We start from the raw sequence: 25,798 nt of genomic DNA on the forward strand, positions 1-25,798 counted from the left end.
CGCCGCCCGCCCCCACCCCCCCGGGAAACGTCATGTGGGGTCCCCATAGGACGAAAAGTGTCCTATGGGGACCCCTCATGACACGTGGTCAGGCGAGAAAGAGCGACACGGACGGGCCGTCGCTGGCCTCGGGTTGGTGGTTTCGCGCGGACACCCGATGGTCGTCTTGTGTCGTTGCCTGGCGACGTCTAGCCAGATTGTCAGACAATATGGCAATCTGATGACCGTGACAGATCCGATCACCGGCCTGGGTGCGAGCATCCAGCGGCAGAGCGCCACCGAGCAGGCCGCCGAAGCCATCCGGCAAGCCATCTTGTCCGGTCGGCTGCCGCCAGGCACGCCGCTGCGTGAAGCCGCGCTCGCCGCCGAGCTCGGCATCTCCCGCAGTACTCTTCGCGAGGCCGCGCGAACCCTCGAAAGCGAGGGCCTGGTCCGCTACCAGATGAACCGCGGCATCGTCGTCGCGGACATCACCGGGCCGGATATAGCAGACATCTACGCCGCCCGCGCCGCCGTGGAACTGGCCGCGGCCGACGCACTGACCGAGCACCGGGACCCGGCGATCTACGCGAGTCTCGCCGACCTGGTCGACCAGATAGAACACGCCTTCGAGCACGGCGACACCGACGCCGCGCTCGACGGTGACCGGCTCTTCCACACCACCCTCGTCGCGGCCACCGGCAGTCCCCGGCTGCGCCGCATCCACACGCAGCTCCAGCAAGAGCAGCGCCTCGCCCTGGCGCTGGCCGAGCGATCCCGCCGTGAACTCGGCCGCGTCGCTGACGACCACCGCCAGCTGTTGGACGCGCTGCACGGCAGCCCGGAACAAGCCAGGGCGGAACTCACCGCGCACCTGCAAGCCGGCGCCGCCGAACTGCAACGGCTGCTCGACCTGCTCGCCAACCGGAACGAAAGAGAGACACCTCGTGGCTGACCACAGCACCGATGGCACCTGGGATCTGATCGTCACGCCTTGGCACCTCGACGAGCACCTCCCGGCCTTCCCGATCCCCGCCACCGCGACCGAGGTCGGCCGCCCGATCCTCCCCGACGGCCCCGTCCCCGCCCGGATGAACCTGCTGCACCGGGCCGCCGCCGACGCGGTGGCGCAAGCGGCCAAGCCGCTGGTGCTCTCCGGCGACTGCCCCACTTCCCGCGCGGCAGTGGCCTCGTTACAACGCCGCCATCACGACATGGCAGTGCTGTGGATAGACGCCCACGGCGACTTCAACACCCCGGCCATCTCGACCAGCGGTTACCTCGGCGGCATGGCACTGGCCATGCTGACCGGCCACACATCCGGCCTGTTCGACGACACGCTCGTCCTGCGCCCGGTCCCCGAAACCAGCGTCGTGCTCGCCGACGCCCGCGACCTCGATCCCGCCGAGGGCGACGCGCTCACCACCAGCCAGGTCCGGCGCGTGCCCGCCGACCCCGCCGCGATCACCGCCGCCCTCAGCCGGCTCGGCCCCGTCCCCGTCTACGTCCACCTCGACATCGACGTCATCGACGGCGCCGAACTGCCCGGGGTGCGCTTTCCCTCCGGTCCCGGCCCTTCCCTCGCCCGCATCGAGGAATGCCTGGCCGCCGCCTGCGAAACCGCCGACGTCGTCGCCGCCTACCTCGCCTGCGCCTGGCTCCCCGAGCACGTTGGCGACCAGACCAGCCGCCAGACGATCAGCCGTCTCACCGCGGCACTCGGCGCCCGCCTGGCCTGGCCCGCACCCGCCGGCAGCTGACCGCCCGCCCACCAAGGAAAGCCGATGGCCATCGAGATCATCCAGCCGGCGGGTCTAGACACCCCGCAGACCTACAGCCACGTCGTCATCGCCACGGGCAGCCGCATGGTGTTCGTCGCCGGGCAGCTGTCCGACGACGAACACGGCGACCTCATCCACCCCGGGGATTTGGCGGCACAGGCTCGGCAGGTCTTCGCCAACCTCGGCCGGGCCCTCGCCGCCGCGGGCGCGCGGCCGGACCAGGTCGCCAAGATCACGATCTACGTGGTCGGGCACCGCAGGGAGTACCTGCCGGTCATCGAGCGGGCCAGGGTCGGCCTCTTCGGCGACCACAAACCGGCCGACGTCCTGCTCGGCGCGGAAACCCTTGCCGCGCCGGGCTACCTGATCGAAGTGGACGCCATCGCGATCGTCTAGCGGCGTGGCGGGCCGGCACAGACTTGCCCCCGATCGGCGACGAACGAAGACCGATCGGATCGGCGACACAAGGCCCTGCGGTCCGGCGCGATGCGGCTGGCGTGGTCGAGGCGTGATCAGTCGGCTGGCTGCCGCGCCCCGGAGACAACTCCCCGCGCGCCGCCGGCGGGGAGTTCGCAGAGCCGCCGCGATGACGTCACACGGCGCTGAGACATCCCCCGTGAGAGCTACTCGGATTGTCCGCTCGCTGGTGATTCGTCGGCGTCGGTGCGCTTCTAGCGTTTCCCGCGGGTCGCTCAATCGTGCGGCCGTGGTCAACTGGAGGTCACCATGCAGACGATGCCGGACGCGCGCCAAGATCACCGACCTGGGCGAGCGGGCCGCATCTTGCGGTTTCCGATCGTCTGGACGCTGGTCGGGATAGTCGGTGTCGGCGGGGTGTCGGCGCTGTCCTCGGGTGGGTCGCCGGTGCTGGCGGTCGTGGGCGCCGTTGCCGCGGTTGCCGTCTACTGGGTGGTCATGCGCTACGTCGCGCGGCGAAGCACGCCGGAGATCGCGAGGGCGCGGGCCGGGATCCACGCGTTGCTCGGCATCGGGATTGGCGTCGTGTTCATCGCCACCTCGATACTCATGGTGATCAGCGAGTTCTCGTTCACCTGGGCGTCCGGGAGCGCCATGGCGACCGTGGTGAGCATCGCGGCGGTGCAGTTCGGTGCGGCGGTGACCGAGGAACTGCTCTTCCGCGGCCTGTTGCTGCAAGGGCTGGAACGGCTGTGCGGCAGCTGGGCGGCGCTGACGATCACCGCGGTGCTGTTCGGTGCCATCCACCTGGCCAACCCCGGCGCCACGCTGTGGACCGGGTTCGCGATCGCCGTCGAGGCCGGTGTCCTCATGGGCGCCGCGTTCCTGTGGCTGCGCAGCATCTGGGCGGTCGTGGGCCTGCACTTCGCCTGGAACACCCTCGAAGGGCTGATCGGCGTCCCGGTCTCGGGTCACGCGTCGCCGGGTTTGCTGATCGCCGAACCGACGGGCCCGGAGTTGCTGACTGGCGGCCAGTTCGGCTTCGAGGGGTCGATCATTCCCGTCGTCGTGGGCCTGCTGATCGCCGTGCCCATGCTCATCGCCGCTCACAAGCGCGGCAAGCTCGTGCCCATGCGGCGGCGCTTGGTTGGTTAAGGACTTTCGAAACCGACCACTAAGCTCGCCGAATGCTTGCCAGCGTGGCATCCCGCCTCAGTACCACACTCGACGGGTGGCGACACCTCTCGCTGTCTACAAAGGACAGTGTGTTGGCGGCGGTGGTGACCGTGCTGGCCTTCGCGCCTACCGTCGCCCATATCGGGCCGGAGATCGGCGATCTCCCCCGGCGCGAGCCTGGCGACCTCGGCGCGGTGGTCGGTGCGGCGCTGACGCTGGCGATGTGCCTGCCGCTCGCGGTACGCAGCCGCAGGCCGGCCGTGTGCCTGTCGGTCATCGGTACCGCGTTCGCGATCGGTCAGATGCTGAGCTACCCGGACACGTTCGGCAAGGTGGGAATTCTCCTCGCGTTGTACGCCGCCGGCGCGCACCTGGCGCGGTTCCGCCGGGGGCTTGCCGCGGTGCTGACCGCGGGTTATGTGGTGCTCACCGTGGCACTGCACAATCTTGGTTCACCGCAACGGCTTCCGGATTTTCTCGCGTTCTATCTCGTGTTGGTGGTGATCTGGCTGGCTGGCACCGGCATGCGTCGATGGCGCGCGGAAGAGGCCGAACGGAGACGGTTGGCCGGTGAGGTGGCCGCGGCCACCGAGCGGGCACGCATCGCTCGGGACCTGCACGACGTGGTCACCCATCACGTGACCGCGATGGTGGTTCAGGCCGACGCGGCGCAGTTCCTTCTCGACTCCGCGCCGGAACGAACCGGGACAGGCCTGCGCGCCATCAGCGACACCGGACGCCGGGCGTTGACGGAGCTGCGGACCCTGCTCGGCATCCTCGAGGCGACCGGCGAGTCCAGGACCGCGGACCGGACGCCGGCCATGGGAAGGGTCGCTGATCTGGTGGAACAGGCCCGGCTGTCCGGTCAGCCCGTCGAGTGGACCGAGCAGGGCGAGCAACTACCGCGGTCCGTCGATGTGGAGCTGACCACCTACCGCGTGGTACAAGAGGCGCTCACCAACGCCCTCAAACACGCGACCGGAAACTCGACCAAGGTCCTGGTCCGACACGGCAAGGACCACATCGAGGTCGAGGTGATCACCCTCGGTCCCGCGGTCGGCAGCGCGGCCACACCATCCGGTGGCCGAGGCCTGACAGGACTGCGGGAACGGGTACGCATGCTCGGCGGGGACCTGGTTTCCGGCGGCCTGCCCGACGACGGCGGCTTCCGCGTCTGGGCCATGATTCCAGGGAGCCCGACATGACCGAGCCGATCCGGGTGTTGATCTGCGAGGACCAGGAACTGGTGCGCACCGGGTACGTCACCATCTTCTCCGCGCAGCCCGACATCGCGGTCGTCGGCGAGGCGGCAGACGGCCGCGCGGCGGTGGAGGCCGCGCGACGGTTGCGGCCCGACGTGATCGTGATGGACATCCGCATGCCCGTTCTGGACGGCATCGAGGCGACCCGCCAGCTGACCGGTCCCGGCGTCGAGGTACCGGTGAAGGTGCTGGTCGTCACCACGTTCAACGTCGACGAGTACGTGTACGAGGCACTTCGCGCCGGCGCCAGCGGGTTCCTCCTCAAGGACACGCCGCCGGCGCAACTGGTCGACGGCGTCCGCACGATCGCCCGCGGCGAGTCCCTGCTGGCCCCCGCGGTCACCCGAAGCCTGATCGGCCACTTCGCCGAACGGCTCCGCCCCATCGACACCTCCCGCCCAGCACTGGACACCGTCATACGAGCACTGACCCCCCGCGAGCTGGAAGTGCTCGAACACCTCGCAGCCGGCCTGTCCAACGCCGAAATCGCCGCGGAACTGGTCATCTCCTCCGAGACCGTGAAGACCTATGTGTCCCGAATCCTCACTAAACTCACCTTGCGGGACCGTGTACAAGCAGTCGTCCTCGCCTACCGGATCGGCCTGGTATCCAACACAGACTGACACCCGCCACTTCGCACGCACGGACCGGTCTCGGGCTTCGAACCTCGATGAAGGTGATCATCTCGAGCGAGAACACCTCTCTGAGCGGATTCAAGTGGTGAGGTCCGCACTACGTGCACACACTGCGCGGGGATGAGGATCGGCCGCGCCGCCAGACCCGTACATCGAGACTCTGAGCGCGGCAGCACACCAAAGTAGGGGCGAGGGACCACTGAGTGCTGATGGGAACGGGCATGACGAACACGTTCGTCATGCCCGTCCGGTCTGCCTCTCCCGTGTTGCCGGATACTCCGGAACGGAGCGCCGACTGCGAGGGTGTCCCATGGCTCAGACCCCGCCCCCCGAGTTGTCTTCCCTTGGCCGATCCGCCCTGAGTTCGTCGGCGACCGCCGCTGCGGTGTTCGGCGTCCTGGTCGGCTGCGGCGCGGAGCTACGAGGATTCAAGTCGGCTCCCGGTCACTCGGGTTCGCTCCGCAGACCGTTTTGGTCATTGCGTTCTTCGCGCTGGTCCCGACCGCATGAAATCTACTTGCGGGACGGATGTTTGAATACTTTATTCCTGGGTATAGCGCGCCCGCTTGGGTGCGGAGACATTCCTTCCGGTTTCGTTACGTGCTGAGCGAGTGAGTTTTCGCACTGAAGGAGAAGTTGTGAATCTTCTTCCCATGTGACGGCGCCCGGCACCGGTCGTGGCGGCGCGATACCGCAGGTGGGGCCCGGATGCAAGGGTGCCGGACCATGGTTCCACGGCATGGAATTGACCGACGGCCAATTTATGATTTACTCGCTCGAATTGCGATCATGGCAATTCTATGCTTATTGATTGCGAACAAGACGATCTTCGGTTGTTTACGAATTGGTCCACTTGGTGGTATCGAAAACGGATCCAGGTAGGCACTGTGTAAGACATCTCTTGGCGAGAATGATGCGCGGCGAACTTCTCAGTGCGCCACAGCGGTCATTGGTATGTGCGCTTTTTTCCTGTGGCAGTTGATGTGCTCGGAAGGTCAGTCAAGTGTTTTCGTCAGTGGCAGAATCGTGTGTTCCCGCAACGTCCGGAAGGCAGTCGATCCGCCCCATCCCGCCAGGCAGGCTGGCCGGGGTTCTCAGTTCACTGATCCAGCGGCACCAGGTGCCGGGAGCCCAGCTCGCGGTGTGGCACGGCGACGAACTCTCGGTGGCCGAGGCCGGTGTGGAAGACGGTGACCGGCCGATGAGTGCGGATTCGACGGTGCCCGTCGGGTCCATCACCAAGGCCTTCACCGCGACGCTGGCGATGCTCCTGGTGGCCGACGGCGATCTCGAACTCGACACGCCCATCGGCGAGTTCGTCCCGGAACTGCGCGGCAGTGAGCTCGGTGGCCTGCTGACTCTTCGACAGCTGCTCGGGCACACCAGCGGCCTGCCTTCCGACCCCGCCGAACACTGTTCCAGCCGCCGCGACCTGCTCGGCTGGCTTCGCCCGGACCTGCTGGTCTGCGCCCCCGCCACCGCCTTCTCCTACTCCAGCGTCGGCTACGCGCTCGTCGGCATGCTCATCGAAGAAGCGACCGGGATGCCATGGCAGGAGGCCCTCGAAACGATCCTGATCCACCCGCTGGGCATGAACGCCGCCTTCATCGGCCGCACGGCACGGGAGCCGACCGCCAAAGGACACGCCGGCCGTCCCGGAGCCCGGCCACTGGTGGTCGAGCAGATGCTGGCCCCGGTGCTGGCTCCCGTTGGCGGCCTGGCACTGAGCGCCCGCGAACTGATCAAGTTCGGGCAGGTCCATCTGGGCAAGCCCTGTTTGCTCGATGAAGCGACCGCGAGGCAGATGTACGCCCCGGGCGCCACCGAACCGTTCGGCCTCGCCGACGGCTGGGGGCTGGGGCTGGCACGGTTCAAGGGCAAGCGCACCACGTGGCTGGGCCACGACGGCACGGCGGACGGCACGTCGTGCCACCTGCGCATCGACGGTGAAGGACAGACCGTCGTCGCGTTGACCACCAACGCCGTCGGCGGAGCGGCGCTGTGGTCCGCGGTGCTGCGGGAACTGCGTGTGCTCGGCCTGGACATCCCGGACTACCGGGCGCGCGGTGAGCGTGCCCGGCGGGTCACGGTGCCGGACGAGAGCCGCGGCGGCTACCGCAACGGGGAGCTGGAGTACGTCGTGGAGACCGACACCGAGGGCGTCGTATGCCTCACGGTGGACGGTGAGGTCCACCGCGACCTTGCCCTCTACGACTGCGGGACGATGTCGGTCCCGGACCCCGCCACCGGACTGCGGGCCGACTGCGGCCGCATCGTCCGCGATCCCCGCACCGGACGCGTCACCGCCTTGCAGGTCGGTGGCCGTCTCGCCGAGCGGGTGAGGCACTGAAGGCGGTCGCGCCGCCGTACGGCCCGAGAGGCCGTCTTCTTCCCCCTGTCTTCGTCCCACCGTCTCTTGAGGCGGTCCTCGACGCGCGCTCGGAAGGTTCGACGTTTCATGACATCCCAGGACATCGCCAGAGCCCCTCACCCTGAGCCGGCCGCGGAAGCAGGCGCGAGCCTCCCCGGACTGTTCGCGCGTCAAGTGGCGCGCACCCCGGACGCGATCGCCGTGAGCGGGGATTTCGTGCCGTTGACCTATCGGGAACTCGACGAGCGGGCCAACCGGCTCGCGCACCGCTTGGCGCGGCTCGGCGTCCGCGCCGAACACCCGGTCGCCGTGAGCCTGACGCGGTCGGCCGATTTCGTCGTCGCTGAAGTCGCGATCGTCAAGGCCGGCGGTGTCTACGTGCCGCTCGACGCGCGGGCTCCCGAAGCGCGGTCGCGCCGGGTGCTCGCGGAGGTGGGGGCTTCGGTCCTGCTCACCGACGGGGAGGATCCGCTTCCCGGCGTCCGTCTGCAGCGCCTCGACGACCCCACTCTGGAGCGCGAATCCTCCGGTTCGCCTGGCTCGGTGGTGGATCCGGACCAGCTCGCGTACGTGATGTACACCTCCGGTTCGACCGGTGTGCCGAAGGGCGTCGCCGTGACGCACCGGGACGTCGCGGCGCTGGCGGCCGACAGCCGGTTCGGTGACGCGCACGAGCGGATCCTGCTGCACTCGCCGCCGGCGTTCGACGCGTCGACCTACGAGCTGTGGGTGCCGCTTCTGAGCGGTGGCACCGTTGTGGTCGCGCCGCCGGGTGACCTCGGGGTCGAGATGTTGCGCCGGATGATCTCCGAATACGGGGTGACGGCGTTGTGGCTGACCGCCGGGCTGTTCCGGGTGGTGGCTCAGGAGGCACCGGACTGCTTCCGCGGTGTGCGGGAAATCTGGACCGGCGGGGAGGCGGTCCCGGCGGATCCGGTCCGCCGCGTCCTCGAACACTGCCCGGGCCTCGTCGTGGTCGACGGGTACGGGCCCACCGAAACGACGACATTCGCCACCTCGCACCGGCTGCCGTCACCCGATTCGGTGCCGGAACGCCCGCCCATCGGGCGGCCGCTGGACAGGATGCGGGCCTACGTGCTGGACACCGGGCTGAACCCGGTCGCCGACGGCGAGCCGGGGGAGTTGCACCTCGCCGGGACGGGGCTGGCGCGCGGCTACCAGGCGCGTCCGGGACTGACCGCGGAGAGGTTCGTCGCCGACCCGCTCGGCCCGGACGGCGATCGCATGTACCGCACCGGTGACGTCGTGCGCCGGAACGACCGTGGCGAGCTGGAATTCCTCGGTCGCGCCGACGAACAGGTCAAGATCCGCGGCTTCCGTATCGAACTCGGTGAGATCGAAGACGTGCTGCGCCGGCACGACGACGTCAGTGAGGCCGTGGTCGTGGCCAGGGAAGACCGGCCGGGCGTCAAACGGCTCGTCGCGTATCTCGTCACCCGTGGCGACGGCGGACAGGAACCGGACGGCCTGCGCGCGTTGCTCACCGAGACACTGCCGGATTACATGGTCCCCTCGGCGTTCGTCGTCCTGGATGGCTTGGAGCTGAACGCCAACGGCAAGGTCGACCGGCGCGCGTTGCCCGCACCACCGGCGGAAGCGGCGGCGTACGTCGAGCCGCGGACCGTCGCCGAGCGGCGGGTCGCCGCGATCTGGGCCGATGTGCTGGGCGGCGGCCCGGTGGGCGCCACCGACGACTTCTTCGCCAGGGGCGGTGACTCGATCCTCGTCGTGCAGGTGCTTTCCCGGCTGCGCACGGAGTTCGGGACAGAGCTGACGGCGAAGGCGCTGTTCGACGCCCCGAGCGTCGAACGGCTCGCCCGGCTGCTGCCGGAGACTCCGGACCCGGCCCGGACCGAGCCGATCCCGGTCGCCCCCGACGGCCGTCCGGTGCCGATTTCCCCCGCACAGCGACGGCTGTGGTTCCTCGACGAACTTTCCGGGAACGCCGCGACCGAGAACAACACCGGCGTCGGGCTGCGGCTCTCCGGCCCGCTGGACGTCGACGCCCTCGCCAACGCGCTCGACCTGCTCCGCGCACGCCACGACTCCCTGCGCACCACCTTCGACGTGGTAAACGACGAGGGCGTCCAGCGGAGCACCGAGTCCGCCGTCATCCCGCTCCAGGTCCGCCGACTGTCCGAAAAGGACGATCTGGACGGCGAGCTGGCCACGGAGTTGTCGCGGCCGTTCGACCTCCGGAGCGGCCCGCTGACCCGCGCCACCCTGTTCGAACTGGCGGACCGGGAACACCTGCTGGTGCTCTGCCAGCACCACATCGTCACCGACGGCGCGTCCATCGGCATCCTCACCGAGGAACTGATGGACCTCTACGCCGGGACCACACTGCCGGAACTTCCGGTGCGCTACGCCGACTTCGCCGCCTGGCAGCGCTCCCGGCTGACCGGCCCGGCATTGCGCCCGCACCTGGCGTACTGGCGCCGGCGGCTGGACGGCCTCGAACCGCTCGCCCTGCCGACCGACCGGCCCCGCGCCGCACAGCGGTCCACCGAGGGCGCGGTCCACCGGCGGCCACTGCCCGCGGCCTTGTTCGACCGGCTCACCGAACTGGGCCACGAGCACGGCGCGACGCTGTTCATGACGCTGACCGCCGCCGTGCAGATCCTGCTGGCCCGCCACAGCGGGCAGCAGGACGTCGCGGTCGGCACGGCCGTCGCCGGCCGGGACCGCGCCGAACTGGAGAAGCTGACCGGTTTCTTCGTCAACACCCTGGTGCTGCGCTCGCGGGTGGACGACGACCGGCCGTTCACCGCATTCCTCGGTGAGTTCCGGGAAACCGTGCTGGACGCCTTCGCGCACGCCGACGCGCCGTTCGACCGGGTCGTCGACGCGGTGCGGCCCGAACGCGACCCCTCCCGGACGCCCCTCGTGCAGGCCGTCGTCGTTCTGCAGAGCCCACTCGTGCGGCCACGCGATGTCGCCGGACTCCGGGTGACCGAGCACGACCTGCCCCGGCCGTCGGCCCGCTTCGACCTCGTGATCGAGTTCTGGCCGCGTAACGGAACCTTCGAGCTCGCGATCGAGTACAGCACCGGCCTGTTCGACGCCGTCACCGTCGAACGCCTGGCCGTCCGGCTGGAGACCCTGCTGACCGGGATCGCCGCCGATCCCGCCCGGCCGCTCGGTGACCTGCCGCTCACGACGGAGGCGGACCGGCGTTTCCTCCTTCCCGATAGCACCGCTGTGACCGCCGTGGACTCCGTCCCGGCAGCCTTCGACCAGCAGGTCACCCGGACACCCCATGCCACGGCGGTGACCTGTGGGGACACCTCGCTCACCTACCGCGAACTGCAGGAGCGCGCCGATCGGCTCGCCCGTCACCTGAGCGAATTGGGGGTGCGGGCGGAAGACCGCGTCGGAATCCTGATGGACCGTTCGGCCGACCTCGTTGTCGCCGTACTGGCGGTCCTCAAGGCCGGCGCCGCGTACCTGCCGCTCGACCTGCGTGCGCCGGCGGCGCGGCTGCGGCGGATCCTCGACGGCTCCGCGTTACTGCTGACCGATTCCACTTGGGTGGACGTCGCCGCCGATGTCCACCCGCGGCCGCTTCGGGTGATCGTCCCGGCGGAGCCCGGCGACCGGCCGGGCGTCGATTCGGACCCCGAGAATCTGGCGTACGTCGAGTACACCTCGGGTTCCACCGGCGTGCCGAAGGGCGTCGCGGTGCGTCACGCGGACGTCGTCGCGCTCGCCAGGGACAGCCGGTTCACTGGCGGCGCGCACGAGCGGGTACTACTGCACTCGCCGCTGGCGTTCGACGCGTCGACCTACGAGCTGTGGGTGCCGTTGCTCAACGGCGGCGAAGTCGTCGTCGCGCCGCCGGGAGACCTCGACGTCGACCGGCTGCGGCAGCTGATCACCCGGCACGGCGTGACCGCGCTATGGCTCACCGCGGGCCTGTTCCGGCTTGTCGCGCAAGAAGAACCCGACTGCTTCACCGGTGTCCGCGAAGTCTGGACCGGCGGCGACGTGGTCCCGGCGGAGACGGTCCGCCGGGTGCTCGCCTCCTGTCCCGGGCTGGCCGTGGTCGACGGTTACGGGCCCACCGAAACGACCACGTTCGCGTCCGCCTTCCGGATGACTTCAGCGGAGTCCGTGCCGGGCGTCGTGCCGATCGGCACCCCACTGGACGGGATGCGGGCCTTCGTGTTCGACGCCCGGCTACGGCTGGTGCCGCGGGGAGTGGTCGGCGAGCTGTACGTCGCCGGGCCGGGCCTCGCACGCGGCTACGCCGACCGTCCCGGGGCCACCGCCGAACGTTTCCTCGCGAACCCGTTCGGCGAGCCGGGAAGCCGGTGCTACCGCACGGGCGACCTGGTGCGCTGGCGTTCCGACGACACGCTGGAATTCGTCGGCCGCGCCGACGATCAAGTCAAGATCCGGGGCTTCCGGGTGGAGCCGGCGGAGGTCGAGTCCGCGCTCACCGAACGGGCGGACGTCGTGCAGGCAGTGGTGCTCGCGCGGACGGACGCCGGTCGCAAGCGACTCGTGGCCTACGTCGTCCCGGCACCGGGCACGGCACCGGACGCGACGGCGGTGCGTAGCTCGCTGGCGGAGGTACTGCCGGACTACCTCGTGCCGTCGGCGATCGTCCTGCTCGACGCACTTCCCTTGAGCCCCAACGGGAAACTCGACCGGCGAGCCTTGCCCGAACCGGCGCTCGACCCGTCGGCCGTCCGCCACACGGCGCCACGGACGGAACCCGAGCGCGTGCTGGCAGGCATCTGGGCCGAGGTGCTCGGGCTCGACGAAGTCGGCGTCGAGGACAACTTCTTCGACCTGGGCGGTGACTCGATCCTGAGCATCCAGGTCGGTGCCCGTGCGCGCCGGGCGGGTCTCGCGCTGAGCACCAGCGACCTTTTCCGGCACCAGACCGTCGCGGCACTGGCGGCCACGGCCACCGGGACGGGCGGAACGGCCGCGCGGGGTCCGGTGTCCGGCGAGGCGCCGTTGACGCCGATCCAGGAGTGGTTCTTCGCCACCCAGACCCGGCGACCCGAGCGGTTCGACCAGTCGCTGTCGATGGAACTCACCGCGGAGGTCGACGAGGCCGCGCTGCGCACGGCGCTGTCGGCGCTGATCGAGCAGCACGACGCGTTGCGGATGCGGTTCGAGCGACTGAACGGGCGGTGGCGTCAGGTCAATCCGCCGCCCGGCCCGGTGGACGTACTCGCCGGACCGTCCGAAGTGGATCTCGGCCGCGGGCCGTTGCTGCGGGCGTGGCTGTCCGAAGAGGACGGCCACAAGACGCTTCGGCTGGCCGCCCATCACCTGGTCGTCGACGGGGTGTCCTGGCGCGTGCTGCTGGAAGACCTGGACCTGGCCTACCGGCAGACGGTCCGGGGCGAGGCCGTCGACCTCGGACCGAGGTCGACGTCGTTCCTCGAATGGGCCCGCCGCCTGGCCGAGAAGGCCGAGGCGGGCGGATTCGCCGGAGAATCGGCGTACTGGCGGGACTTCGACGGCGACACGTCGGTGCCGGTGGACGGCGCGGGGCAGAACACCGCCGGTGCCGCCCGGTCGGTGACGGTGCGACTGACCGAAGCGGAGACGACCGCGCTGACGCGTGACGTGCCCGCCGTGTACCGCACCCGGATCAACGACGTGCTGCTCACCGCGCTCGGCCGGGTCCTGCGTGACTGGACCGGTCATGACCGCGTCGTGGTGGACCTCGAAGGCCACGGCCGCGAGGCTCTGTTCGAGGACGCCGACCTGTCCCGGACGGTGGGCTGGTTCACCAGCCTGTTCCCGGTGGCACTGGAAGCCGGTGATGACTGGGGCCGGGCGCTCAAGACGGTCAAGGAGCGATTGCGGGCGGTGCCCAGCCGTGGCATCGGCTACGGCGTCCTGCGCTACCTCACCGGGACGGCGCCGGAGATCACCCCGGCGGTCAGTTTCAACTACCTCGGCCGGTTCGACCCACCGGTCACCGACGGCGGTTTGTACGCCGCGCCGGGCCGCGAACTGACCTTGGACGTCGCCCCGGAGGAGATCCGGCCGCATCTGCTCGACGTCGTCGGCCGGATCGACGGCGGCGCGCTGGAGTTCGACTGGTTCTTCGCCGAGGGCGTGCACCACAAGTCCACAGTGGATGGTCTGGCGAACGCGCTGCTCGAAGCGTTGCGGGAGATCGTCCGGCACTGCGCCGAGCCGGGCGCGGGCGGCCGGACCCCGTCCGATTTCCCCCTGGCCGCGCTGGACCAGCGGCAAGTGGACGCGCTGGTGGGTGACGGCGGCGGGGTCGAGGATCTCTACCCGCTGACCCCGATGCAGGCAGGGATGGTCTTCCACGCTCTGGCGCCGGGTGGCACCCGGACCTACTTCGAACAGCTGACCTTCGTACTGGACGACGTTCCCGACCCGCGGCGGCTCGGTGCGTCCTGGCAGCGGGTGGTGGACCGGACGCCGGTACTGCGCAGCCGGGTCGTCTGGGAGAGCGTGCCGTCGCCGCTGCAACTGGTCGAACGCGATGTCACGCTGCCGATCACGTACCTCGACTGGACCGCACTGTCCACTGTGGAGCGTGAGGAGGCGCTGCGGCGGCTGCTGGAGGCCGACGCCGAGGAAGGGCTCGACCTGGCCCGCGCGCCGTTGACGCGGCTCGTCGTCGTCAGGCTGCCCGATGACGCCGTGCGGGTGGTGTGGACGTTCCACCATGTGCTGCTCGACGGCTGGAGTGTCTTCCAGGTGCTTTCCGACGTCATCGCACTGGCCCGGGGCGATGACGGGGCGGTCCCCGAACGGCGGCCGTTCGGGGACTACCTCGCCTGGCTGGCCCGTCAGGACGACCGGGCCGCCGAGGAGTACTGGCGGGCCGAGCTCGCCGATCTGTCCGCGGCGACGCCGTTGCCGTACGACCGGGTGGCCGCTCGCGGGCACACGACCAGTTCCGCCGACCGGGTGGCCGCCGAATTGGACGACGCCGCGTCCGACCGGCTGTACACGTTCGCGAGACGCCATCGGCTGACGGTGAACACCGTCGTCCAAGGTGCGTGGGCGCTGCTGCTGTCGCGATACAGCGGTGAGCGGGACGTCTGTTTCGGCGCGACCGTCTCGGGCAGACCACCCGAACTGCCTGGGGTGGACGACATCACCGGCATCTTCATCAACACCCTGCCGGTGCGGATGCGCGTGGACCACGGTGCCGGGCTGATCGACTGGCTGCGAGAGGCACAAGCCCGGCAGGTCTCCTCACGCCGGTTCGGGCATCTCGCGCTCACCCGGCTGCAGGGCTGGAGCGGGGTCCCGGCGGGGACGAATTTGTTCGACAGCATCGTGGTGTTCGAGAACTACCCGATCGACGAACTCGCCGACGGGCCGCGAGTACGGGAGCTGGAAGCGGCCGAGCGGACCAATTACCCGCTCAGCGTCGTCGTCTATCCGGGACGCCGGCTTTCGCTGGTACTCGGCTACGACCCGGCCCTGTTCGACGCCGGGACGGCCGAACGGCTCGCGACCCATCTGGGCGTGCTGTTGCGGGGGATGGCGGACGTAGGAGTTTCGGCGGTCACGATGCTGACCGAAGCCGAGGAAAACCGCGTGGTCCACGAGTGGAACGCCACCGGCACGGCAGTACCGGACAACGCGCCGGCGCCGTTGTTCGAAGCTCAGGTCCGGCGCACTCCGGCAGCCGTCGCGGTGGTCACCGACACCGAATCCCTGACCTACGCCGAACTTGATGCCCGGGCGAACCGGCTGGCTCACCTCCTGCTGCGGCACGGCGTCCGTGCCGAGGAGCGGGTCGCGGTGCTGATGGACCGCTCGGCCGACCTTGTCGTGGCGGAGCTGGCGATCATCAAGGCGGGCGGCGCCTACCTGCCCGTGGACCTGCGGGCACCGGCGGACCGGTTGCGCCTGCTGCTGACCGAAGCCGAGGCGAAGATCGTCGTCACCGACACGGCACGGCGGCCGCAGGCCGAGGAAGTCCACTGTGGACAGCTACTGACGGTCGCGGATGCCGCGGGCGAACCGGCGACGGCGCCGGATGTCCCGGCCGATCGTGACCAGCTCGCCTACGTCATCTACACCTCGGGCTCGACCGGCTCGCCCAAGGGTGTCGCCGCCCGGCAGCGGGACGTCGTGGCGCTGGCCTGGGACCGGCGGTTCCGGACCGGGGCGCACGAGCGGGTGCTGCTGCATTCACCGCATTCGTTCGACGCCTCCACCTACGAGATGTGGGTTCCGCTGCTCAACGGCGGCTGTGTGGTCGTCGCGCCGGCACCGGAACTGGACGTCGCGACACTTCGCCGCGTGATCGCCGAGCACCGGGTCACCGCGGCGTTCCTGACGACGGGGTTGTTCCGGCTGGTATCGCAAGAGGATCCGCGGTGCTTCGCGGGAATGCGGGAGGTTTGGACCGGCGGTGACGCCGTCCCGGCCGTGGCACTGCGCCGGGTGCTGGAAGCCTGCCAGGGCATCGTGGTCGCGGACGTCTACGGACCGACGGAGACGACCACTTTCGCGACCGTCCGGTCGATGTCGTCGGTCACCGAGGTGCCGGACGTGGTGCCGATCGGCGGACCGCTGGACAACACGCGGACCTACGTCCTCGACGCCGGGCTGTCCGTCGTGCCGCCAGGGGTCCCCGGTGAGCTGCACATCGCCGGTGAGGGTGTCGCTCGCGGATACCTCGCCAACCCCGGTCTCACGGCGGACCGGTTCGTCGCCGACCCCTTCGGCACCGGCGAGCGGATGTACCGCACCGGGGACATCGTGCGGTGGACGGCGGAGGGGCAGCTGGAGTTCGTCGGCCGCGTCGACGAACAGGTCAAGATCCGCGGTTTCCGCGTCGAGCTGGGAGAGATCGAGGCGGCACTGGGTGCGCATCCAGGACTCGCGCAGGCCGCGGTGCTCGCGCGGGAGGACAACGGCGTCAAACGCTTGGTGGCCTACGTCGTCGGCGAGAACGGCGTGCCGGACACGGCAGAACTGCGGGAGTTCCTCGCCCGCGGCCTGCCGGACTACATGGTCCCGGCGGTGTTCGTCGCGCTGGAGCGGCTTCCGGTGAACGTCAACGGGAAACTGGACCGGCGGGAGCTGCCCGTGCCCGACTTCGGCGGTCAGCGCGCCACCGCGCACGTGGCGCCGCGGCCGGGCCGGGAAACCGTGCTCGCGGACATCTGGGCCGAAGTGCTGGGGGTCGGACGAGTCGGTGCCGAGGACGACTTCTTCGCGCTCGGCGGAGACTCGATCCTCAGCATCCAAGTGGTTTCCCGAGCCCGGCAGGCCGGACTCGACCTGCTGCCCGGTGACCTGTTCACGCACCGCACCATCGCCGAACTGGCTGCTTCGGCCGTCGACGTCCACGAAACCGCCGACCGGGGCCCGGTCAGCGGCGGCGTCGCGCTCACCCCGATCCAGCGGTGGTTCTTCGCCACCCAAACCGACGATCCCGGGCACTTCGATCAACGCGTCGAGATCGAGCTACCGGCTCCGGCCGACCCCGGCGCGGTGCGCGCCGCACTGGCCGCGCTGGCCGAGCACCACGACGCGCTGCGGATGCGCTTCGAGCGGACCGGCCAAGGTTGGCGGCAGGTGAACGGCCCGGTCGATCCCGCGGCCTACCTCCTGGACACGCCGGTGGATCGCGACCTGGCCACCCGGCCGATGCTGCGCGCGACGCTGTCCGCGCCCGGCAGGCTCACCTTGTTCGCGCACCACCTCGTGGTCGACGGCGTGTCTTGGCGGGTGCTCCTGGAGGACTTCGACAAGGCCTACCGGCAAGCGGTACGCGGAGAAGTCGTCGACCTCGGCCCGCGCGGAACCTCCTTCCAGGAGTGGGCGGAACGGCTGACGGAGCACACCGCCGCGGGCGGGTTCGACGAAGAACTCGGTCATTGGCGCGCCACGGCCGCGGAGTCCGCCGTGCCGGTGGACGGCGACGGTCCGAACACCGTCGCGGCGATGCGAGAGGTCACCACCCGCCTCGGCGCCGAGGAGACCGCGGCGCTGCTGCGCGCGGTGCCCGACGTGTACCGGACGCAGGTCAACGACGTGCTGCTCACCGCGCTGGGCCGCGTACTGGCCGACTGGACCGGCCGGGACCGGGTGCTGGTGGCTCTGGAGGGACACGGCCGGGAGGAGCTGTTCGACGGCGTCGACCTCTCACGGACCGTCGGCTGGTTCACCACCCTGTTCCCGGTCGCGCTCGACGTCCCGGACGACTGGGGCACGGCGCTGAAGTCGGTCAAGGAGCAGCTGCGGGCGGTGCCCCGGCGTGGCATCGGCTACGGCGCCCTGCGTTACCTCGCCGGGACGGCGCCGGAGATCGCCCCTCAGGTGAGCTTCAACTACCTCGGCCGGTTCGCCGCGGAATCCGGCCGTCTCGAATCGGACGACAGTCCGCGCTCGGTCCGCGCGCATCTGCTGGACGTCGTCGGCCGCGTCGAAGGCGGCGAACTGGAATTCTCCTGGTACTACGCCGAGGGCGTGCATCGGGAAGAGACGGTCGTCCGGCTGGCGAAGTCGCTGGTCACCGCGTTGCGTTCGATCGTCGCACACTGTGCCGAGCCCCGTGCCTGGGGCCGCACGCCGTCGGACTTCCCGCTCGCCCGGCTCGACCAGGCGACGGTGGACCGGCTCGCCACCCCCGACGTCGAGGACATCCACCCGCTGACGCCGATGCAGTCCGGCATGGTGTTCCATGCCCTGTCACAGGGGGAGGAGCGGGTCTACTTCCAGCAGGTGGCGTTCGTCCTTGACGGCGTCACCGAGCCGGAGGTCCTCGCGCGGACCTGGCAGCGGGTCGTCGACCGGACGCCGGTGCTGCGCACGCGGATCGTCTGGGAGGGTGTGGACGAGCCCGTGCAGGTGGTCGGGCGTGAGGTCACCGTGCCGGTCATCCACCACGACTGGCGCGCACTGTCCGAAGTGGAGCGTGAAACCGCCTGGCGTGCCGTCCTCGACCGCGACCGGGCCGAAGGGATGGACCTGGCGGCCGTGCCGTTGCTGCGGCTCACGCTGGCGCGGTTGTCCGGCACCGAGGTCCGCGTGCTGTGGACCTTCCACCACGTGCTGCTCGACGGGTGGAGCGTGTTCGGCATCCTGTCCGACGTCTTCGCCTGCCACGGCGCGTTCACCCGCGGGGAAGCCGAGAAGCTGCCCCGGCGGCGGCCGTTCCGCGATTACGTCGAGTGGCTCGCGAATCAGGACGACCGGCTCGCCGAAGCGCATTGGAGGACCGTTCTCGGCGATCTCACCGCTCCCGCGCGGCTGCCATTCGACCGGCCGCCCGCGCAGGCTCACACCACTCGCTCGTCGGAATGGCTGACCGTCGAACTGGACACGGACGAGACCACGCGCTTGCGTGAGACCGCCCAGTGCGCCGGGCTGACGCTGAACACACTCCTGCAGGGCGCGTGGGCGCTGGTGCTCGCGCGGTACACCGGCGACCGCGACATCTGCTTCGGCACCACGGTTTCCGGGCGGCCGGTGGATCTGCCGGGGGCGGACGACATCGCCGGAATCTTCATCAACACCTTGCCGGTCCGGGTCACCGTGGCGGGTGCTGTCAGCGCGTCGTCGTGGCTGCGGGGCCTGCAGGCGGGCCAGGTCGAATCCCGCCGGTACGGGCATCTGCCGCTGACCCGGCTGCAGGGCTGGAGCGGGGTGCCCGCCGGGGCGAACCTGTTCGAAAGCCTGGTGGTGTTCGAGAACTACCCGATCAACGAGGAGGCGGCCACCGCGCACGGCCTGCGGTTGCGGGCGCTGGACGCGGTCGAGACGACCAGCTATCCGCTCAGTGTGGTCGCTTCACCGGGCGACCGGTTGTCCATCGACCTCGGTTACGACCCGGATCTGTTCGACCCGGCCACGGCACACCGGATCGCCCGGCAGCTGACCGGAGTCCTGCGGGCCCTCGGTGAGGATCTCGGACGGTCGCTGGATGAGATCGACCTGCTCACCGACGCCGAACGGCGACAGGTCCTCGTCGAGTGGAACGACACGGCGAGCCCGGTGCCCGAGCGCACGCTCGGTGAACTGTTCGCCGAGCAGGTGCTGCGAACGCCGGACGCGCCCGCGCTGACCGCCGACGGTGTCGAGCTGAGCTATGCCGAGCTGGACGCTCGTGCGGACCGGCTGGCACAGCGACTGGACCTCGGGGTCGAGGAGCTGGTCGGCGTGCTCATGGAACGCGCGCCCGAGCTGGTGGTCGCCGAACTGGCCATCGTGAAGGCGGGCGGGGCGTACCTGCCACTGGACACCCGCGCACCCGAAGCACGGCTGAAGACCCTGCTCACCGGGGTTTCCGCGCTGGTCACCGACCGGGAGTGGGAGCCGGTGGCCCGGTCCCTCCACGCCGGACCGGTCCTGGTCGCCGAGGACGCCGACGCCGCGCCGTCCACGCCGCGCCGCCTGCCGGCGCCTCATCGGGACAACCTGGCGTACGTCATCTACACCTCGGGCTCCACGGGAACGCCCAAGGGAGTGTCGGCGCGCCACCGCGATGTCGTGGCGCTGGCTTGGGACCGGCGGTTCCGGACCGGGGCGCACGAGCGGGTGCTGCTGCATTCACCGCATTCGTTCGACGCCTCCACCTACGAGCTGTGGGTGCCGTTGCTGGCTGGCGGTTGTGTCGTCGTGGCGCCACCCGGTGACCTCGACGTCGACACGCTCGCCCGCGTCGTCGCCGAACATCAGGTCACCGGCGCTTTCCTGACGACAGGGTTGTTCCGGCTGGTGGCGCAAGAGGCCCCGGGTGCTTTCGCCGGGATGCGCGAAGTCTGGACCGGCGGTGACGCCGTCCCCGCCACCGCGTTGCGCCGGGTGCTGGAAGCCTGTCCGGGCACGGTGGTCGCCGACGTCTACGGCCCCACCGAGACCACGACCTTCGCGACCGTGCGCCTGATGTCGTCGATCGGCGAGGTGCCCGATGTGGTGCCGATCGGCGGACCCTTGGACAACACCCGGGCCTACGTCCTCGACAGCGCGCTGCGGCCGGTGCCGCCGGGGATCCCTGGCGAGCTGCATCTGGCGGGGGAAGGGCTGGCCCGCGGTTACCTTGGCAGCGCCGGGCTGACCGCCGACCGGTTCGTCGCCGACCCCTTCCGGGCAGGCGAGCGCATGTACCGCACCGGGGACGTCGTGCGGTGGACGGCGGAGGGGCAGCTGGAGTTCACCGGCCGGGTCGACGAGCAGCTCAAGATCCGCGGCTTCCGCGTCGAACCCAGTGAGATCGAAGCGGCGCTCGCGGCCCATCCCGGTCTGGCACAGGCCGCCGTGCTCGCCCGTGAAGACCAGGGCGTCAAACGGCTGGTGGCCTACGTCGTCGCCGAGACGGACGCGCCGGGCACGGCCGAGCTGAAGGAGTTCCTCGCGCGTGACCTGCCGGACTACATGATCCCGGCCGCGTTCGTCCCACTCGAGGAGCTTCCGTTGAACGTCAACGGGAAACTCGACCGGGCGGTACTGCCGGCGCCGGACTTCAGCCGGCCGGTGACCGCGTGGACGGCGCCCGGCACGGACGCGGAACGTGCGCTCGCCGAGATCTGGGCCGAGGTGCTAGGGGTCGAAGGAGTAGGGGTCGAAGGAGTAGGTGTGGAAGCCGACTTCTTCGAGCTGGGCGGCGATTCGATCCTCAGCATCCAGGTGGTGTCGCGAGCCCGGCGGGCCGGACTGCGGTTACTGCCGAAGGACCTGTTCCGGTATCCGACGATCCGGGCACTCGCCGCGAGCGCGCAAGGCCCGGCGCCGACCCTCGCCGAACAGGGCCCGGTCACCGGCGACGTCCCGCTCACCCCGATCCAGCACTGGTTCTTCGCGACCCAGCCCGAGCAGTTCGACCAGTCCGTCCTGGTCGAACTCGCCGAGGACGTCGACGAGGCCGCGCTCCGCGCCGCACTGACCACCGTCCTGGAACAGCACGACGCCTTGCGGATGCGGTTCGTGCGCACCGAGGACGGCTGGCACCAGCACAACGCGCCACCGGAGCCGGTGGACGTGCTGCGCACCGACGAGATGTCCACAAAGGACTTCGACCTGCGGAACGGCCCGTTGTTCTCGGCCGTCCTGTCCCGTCCGCGCGACGGCGGACCGCTGCTTTCCCTGGCCGCACACCACCTGGTGGTCGACGGCGTGTCGTGGCGGATCCTGCTGGAGGATCTCGAAACCGCCTACCGCGGTGGTGGCCTCGGCCCGAAGACGACGTCGTTCCGTTCGTGGGCGTGCCGGCTCGCCGAGCACACCGCGGCGGGTGGCTTCGACGACGAACTGGCGCATTGGCGGGCCGTCCCGCGGCCTGCCGCGCTGCCCGCGGACCACGACGGCGAGAACACGATCGGTTCGGCCCGCTCGGTCACCGTCCGGCTCGATCCGGACGAGACCAAGGCGTTGCTGCGGGACGTGCCCGAGGTCTACCGCACGCAGGTCAACGACGTGCTGCTCACCGCGCTCGGCCGGGTGCTGGCCGACTGGACCGGACAACGGGAGGTCGTGGTCGACCTGGAGGGGCACGGCCGCGAGGACCTGTTCGACGACGTCGACCTCTCGCGCACGGCGGGCTGGTTCACGAGCATGTTCCCGGTCGCGCTGCAGGCCCCCGCGGACTGGGGTACCGCGCTCAAGACGGTCAAGGAACGGCTGCGGGCGGTGCCCCGGCGCGGCATCGGCTACGGCGCCCTGTGCCACCTCGCCGGGACCGCGCCGCGGATCGAGGCACCGGTCAGCTTCAACTATCTCGGCCGGTTCGACTGGGACCTCGGCGGCCTCTACCACGCCATGCGCGGGGGACTGGACGCCGATCTCGACCCGGCGGCGACGCGGACGCACGCTTTCGACGTCGTGGCCAGGGTGGAGCGGGACACGCTCGAAGTGTCCTGGTCGTATTCGGCGAACCTGCACGACGAGTCCACTGTGGACGCGTTGGCGGCCGGTTTTCTCGCCGCGCTGCGGGGCATCATCGAGCACTGCGCCGAACCCGGCGCGGGCGGCCGGACACCGTCGGACTTCCCGCTCACCGCACTCGGCCAGTCCCAGGTGGACCGGCTGGTGGGTGACGGCCGCGACGTCGAGGACGTCTACCCGCTGACCCCCATGCAAGGCGGGATGGTCTTCCACGGGCTGTCACAGGGCGAGCAAGGCCTGTACTTCGAGCAGGCGACCTTCGTCCTCGACGGCGTCACCGACCTCGACGTGCTGGCCAGTGCGTGGCAGCAGGTGCTCGACCGCACCCCGGTGCTGCGGACCGCGTTCGTGTGGGACGGCCTGACGGAACCGGTCCAGGTCGTGCATCGCGACGTGACGCTGCCGATCCGGCGGCTCGACTGGACCGATCTGTCCGAAGCCGAACGCGCGAATCGGCTGCGGCGTCTGCTGGCCGAGGACCGCGAGGAGGGCCTCGACCTCGCCCGCGCACCTTTGATGCGCGTCGCGCTCGCCCGGCTATCGGATACCGAAGCGCAGGTGCTGTGGACCTTCCACCACGTCCTGCTGGACGGCTGGAGCGTGTTCGGCGTGCTCGCCGACCTGTGCGCGGCACACGACGGCGGAGCACTGCCGTCCCGGCGTCCCTTCCGGGACTACCTGGAATGGCTGGGCGAGCGTGACGTTGACCATGCGGCCGACGAGGCGGAGCGGTTCTGGCGGCGCACCCTCGACGGCGTGGCGGAGCCGACACCACTGCCGTGGGACCGGGCGCCGTCGGAGAACCACACGACCTGTTCGGCGAGCTGGTTGCCGTATTCGCTGGACGAAGCGGATACCGCCCGGCTCGACGGCTTCGTCAAGCGGCACGGGCTCACGCTCAACGTCATGGTTCAGGGCGCCTGGGCGCTGCTGCTGTCGGTCTACAGCGGACGCCATGACGTCGTGTTCGGTGCCACCGTGTCCGGCAGGCCCGCCGAACTGTCCGAAGTGGACGGCATCCTCGGCATCTTCATCAACACCCTGCCGGTGCGCGCCGACGTCGACCGTTCGGCGAACGTGGCCCGATGGCTGAAGGACCTGCAGAACGCCCAGGCGGAGGCGCGCGGATTCGACTTCGTACCGCTGAGCAGGCTCCAGACCTGGACCGGTCTGCCCGGTGGCGTGAATTTGTTCGACAGCCTCGTGGTGTTCGAGAACTATCCGATCACCGGCGACGCGGCCGCCGAGCACGGCTTACGCGTCCGCGATCTCGCGGCCCTGGAGACGACGAACTTCCCGATCACCGTTGTCTCGTCGCCGGGGCCGCGGCTCGGGGTGGAACTCGGCTACGACCCCGGTCTGTTCGACCGGGCGACCATCGAAGGCATCGCCGGGCGGCTGCTCCTGCTGCTGCGCGAACTCGCCACCGACGGCGACCGCCCGCTGGGCCGGGTGCCGGTGCTCGACGCGGACGAGGAACGGCTCGTGCTGAGCGACTGGAACGACACCGGCGACGAGCCGGCGGCACGCTCGCTGCCGGAGCTGTTCGCCGGACAGGTCCGCGAACGTCCGGACGCGCCCGCGGTCGTGTCCGGCGGCGAGAGCCTGAGCTACGCGGAGCTGGACCGGCGAGCGAACCGACTGGCGCACCGGCTGCTCGCACTCGGTCTCCGGCCGGAGGACCGGGTCGGCCTCGCGGCTGAACGGTCGAGCGCGTTCGTGGTCGCCGAACTCGCCATCGCCAAGGCGGGTGGTGTCTACGTGCCCCTCGACACCCGTGCCCCGGACGAGCGCCTGCGGCTGCTGCTGACCGGCGTCGAGTACGCCGTCACCGACGAGACCTGGCTGAACACCCTTTCGCGCGTGCACAAGGGACACGTCGTGGTCGAGCCGGAGACGGGTCCGGACCACGATCCTGGTGTGCCGGTCGATCCCGAGCAGGTGGCGTACCTGATGTTCACCTCCGGTTCCACCGGGACACCGAAGGGGGTCGCCGTCCGTCATCGCGACGTCGCCGCGCTGGCGGCGGACCGGCGGTTCTCGGGCGGCGCGCACGAGCGGGTGCTCCTGCACTCGCCGCCCGCCTTCGACGCCACCACCTACGAGCTGTGGGTGCCGCTGCTCAACGGCGGCACGGTCGTCGTGGCACCGCCCGCCGACGTCGACGCCCACGCCGTGCGGCACGCGATCGCCGAGGACGGAGTGACCGGTCTCTGGCTCACCGCGGGCCTGTTCCGGGTGCTGGCCCAGGAGGCGCCGGACTGCTTCACCGGCCTGTGCGAGGTCTGGACCGGTGGCGACGTCGTCCCGGCCGCCACCGTCCGGCAGGTGCTGGGCGCCTGCCCCGGTCTGCGGGTGGTGGACGGCTACGGTCCCACCGAGACCACCACCTTCGCCACATCGTTCCCGATGTCCACTGTGGACGAAGTACCGGCCGTGGTGCCGATCGGCCGTCCGCTGGACGGGATGCGCGTCCAGGTACTCGGTCCCGACCTGACGCCGGTTCCGCCAGGGGTCCCGGGAGAGCTGTTCATCAGCGGAGCCGGGCTCGCCCGTGGCTACTTCGCCCGTCCAGGCCTGACCGCGGATCGCTTCATCGCCGATCCGTACGGGCCGCCGGGTACGCGGATGTACCGCACCGGGGACCTCGCCGCCTGGACCGCCGACGGACGGGTCCGGTTCCTGGGCAGGCTCGACGACCAGGCCAAACTCCGCGGCTTCCGGATCGAACCGGGTGAGGTCGAAGCGGCGCTGGCCGCCCACCCCGCGATCAGCCAGGCCGCGGTGCTCGTCCGCGAGGATCGGCCGGGCGTCAAACTGCTCGTCGCCTACCTGGTGGGTGACGACCTGCTCGCGGAAGAGCTGAAGGCCTTCCTCGGCCGGACGCTGCCGGACTATCTGATCCCGTCGGCGTTCGTCCAGCTCGACACGCTTCCCTTGAGCCGCAATGGAAAGCTCGATCGGCGTGCGTTGCCCGTGCCGGCTCCGGCCGAGTCGCGACCGGCCTACACCGCCCTGGAGACCGACACCGAACGTGTCGTGGCGGGAATCTGGGCCGAGGTGCTCGGGCTGGAGCGAGTCGGCGTGGGGGAGAACTTCTTCGACCTCGGCGGGGATTCGATCCGGAGCCTGCACATCGCCTCCCGGGCGAGCGCGGTGTTCGACATCCGGCTCACCCCGCGTGACGTACTGACCGCCCGCACCGTGGCCGTACTGGCCGAGACGGTCGAGGAGATGATCCTGCGGGATCTCGAACTCCTCGCCTCCGGTGACCCCACCACCGAACTGTGAGGACAC

Annotated in this window: 8 protein-coding genes; all 8 read left to right on the plus strand. The window is 70.2% G+C overall.

The window, feature by feature from the left end; genetic code table 11:
* The first annotated feature begins 226 nt into the window (after window positions 1–226).
* The 8 genes from AB0M65_RS21695 (at window position 227) to AB0M65_RS21730 (ending at window position 25,792) form a co-directional block, all read left to right on the plus strand.
* On the plus strand, window positions 227–934 hold the full coding sequence (locus AB0M65_RS21695; protein WP_364030124.1) for a GntR family transcriptional regulator: 708 nt from the start codon (window positions 227–229) through the stop codon (window positions 932–934).
* Window positions 927–1,739, plus strand: a complete 813-nt coding sequence (locus tag AB0M65_RS21700; RefSeq protein WP_364030127.1) for an arginase family protein — start codon at window positions 927–929, stop codon at window positions 1,737–1,739. Before AB0M65_RS21695 ends, AB0M65_RS21700 begins: the two co-directional genes overlap by 8 nt.
* Before the next feature lie 24 nt (window positions 1,740–1,763).
* On the plus strand, window positions 1,764–2,156 hold the full coding sequence (locus AB0M65_RS21705) for a RidA family protein (protein WP_364030130.1): 393 nt from the start codon (window positions 1,764–1,766) through the stop codon (window positions 2,154–2,156).
* 387 nt (window positions 2,157–2,543) lie between these two features.
* A complete protein-coding gene (locus AB0M65_RS21710; protein ID WP_364030133.1) occupies window positions 2,544–3,332 on the plus strand; it encodes a CPBP family intramembrane glutamic endopeptidase in 789 nt (262 codons plus the stop codon).
* 110 nt (window positions 3,333–3,442) lie between these two features.
* The gene (locus tag AB0M65_RS21715; protein ID WP_364030136.1) at window positions 3,443–4,558 is read left to right on the plus strand and encodes a histidine kinase; all 1,116 of its coding nucleotides are present in this window, start codon (window positions 3,443–3,445) and stop codon (window positions 4,556–4,558) included.
* Entirely contained in the window at window positions 4,555–5,238 is a 684-nt protein-coding gene (locus AB0M65_RS21720) for a response regulator transcription factor (RefSeq protein ID WP_364030139.1), read from the plus strand. The genes AB0M65_RS21715 and AB0M65_RS21720 overlap by 4 nt, the downstream gene beginning before the upstream one ends.
* A 1,117-nt stretch (window positions 5,239–6,355) precedes the next feature.
* Window positions 6,356–7,600, plus strand: coding sequence for a serine hydrolase domain-containing protein (locus AB0M65_RS21725; protein WP_364030154.1), 1,245 nt, complete (start codon window positions 6,356–6,358; stop codon window positions 7,598–7,600).
* 108 nt (window positions 7,601–7,708) lie between these two features.
* On the plus strand, window positions 7,709–25,792 hold the full coding sequence (locus AB0M65_RS21730; protein WP_364030142.1) for a non-ribosomal peptide synthase/polyketide synthase: 18,084 nt from the start codon (window positions 7,709–7,711) through the stop codon (window positions 25,790–25,792).
* Window positions 25,793–25,798: the final 6 nt, after the last annotated feature.

Origin of the sequence: Amycolatopsis sp. NPDC051071 (genome assembly GCF_040682875.1) — a bacterium.
In the GTDB taxonomy this organism is placed as follows: Bacteria; Actinomycetota; Actinomycetes; order Mycobacteriales; family Pseudonocardiaceae; genus Amycolatopsis.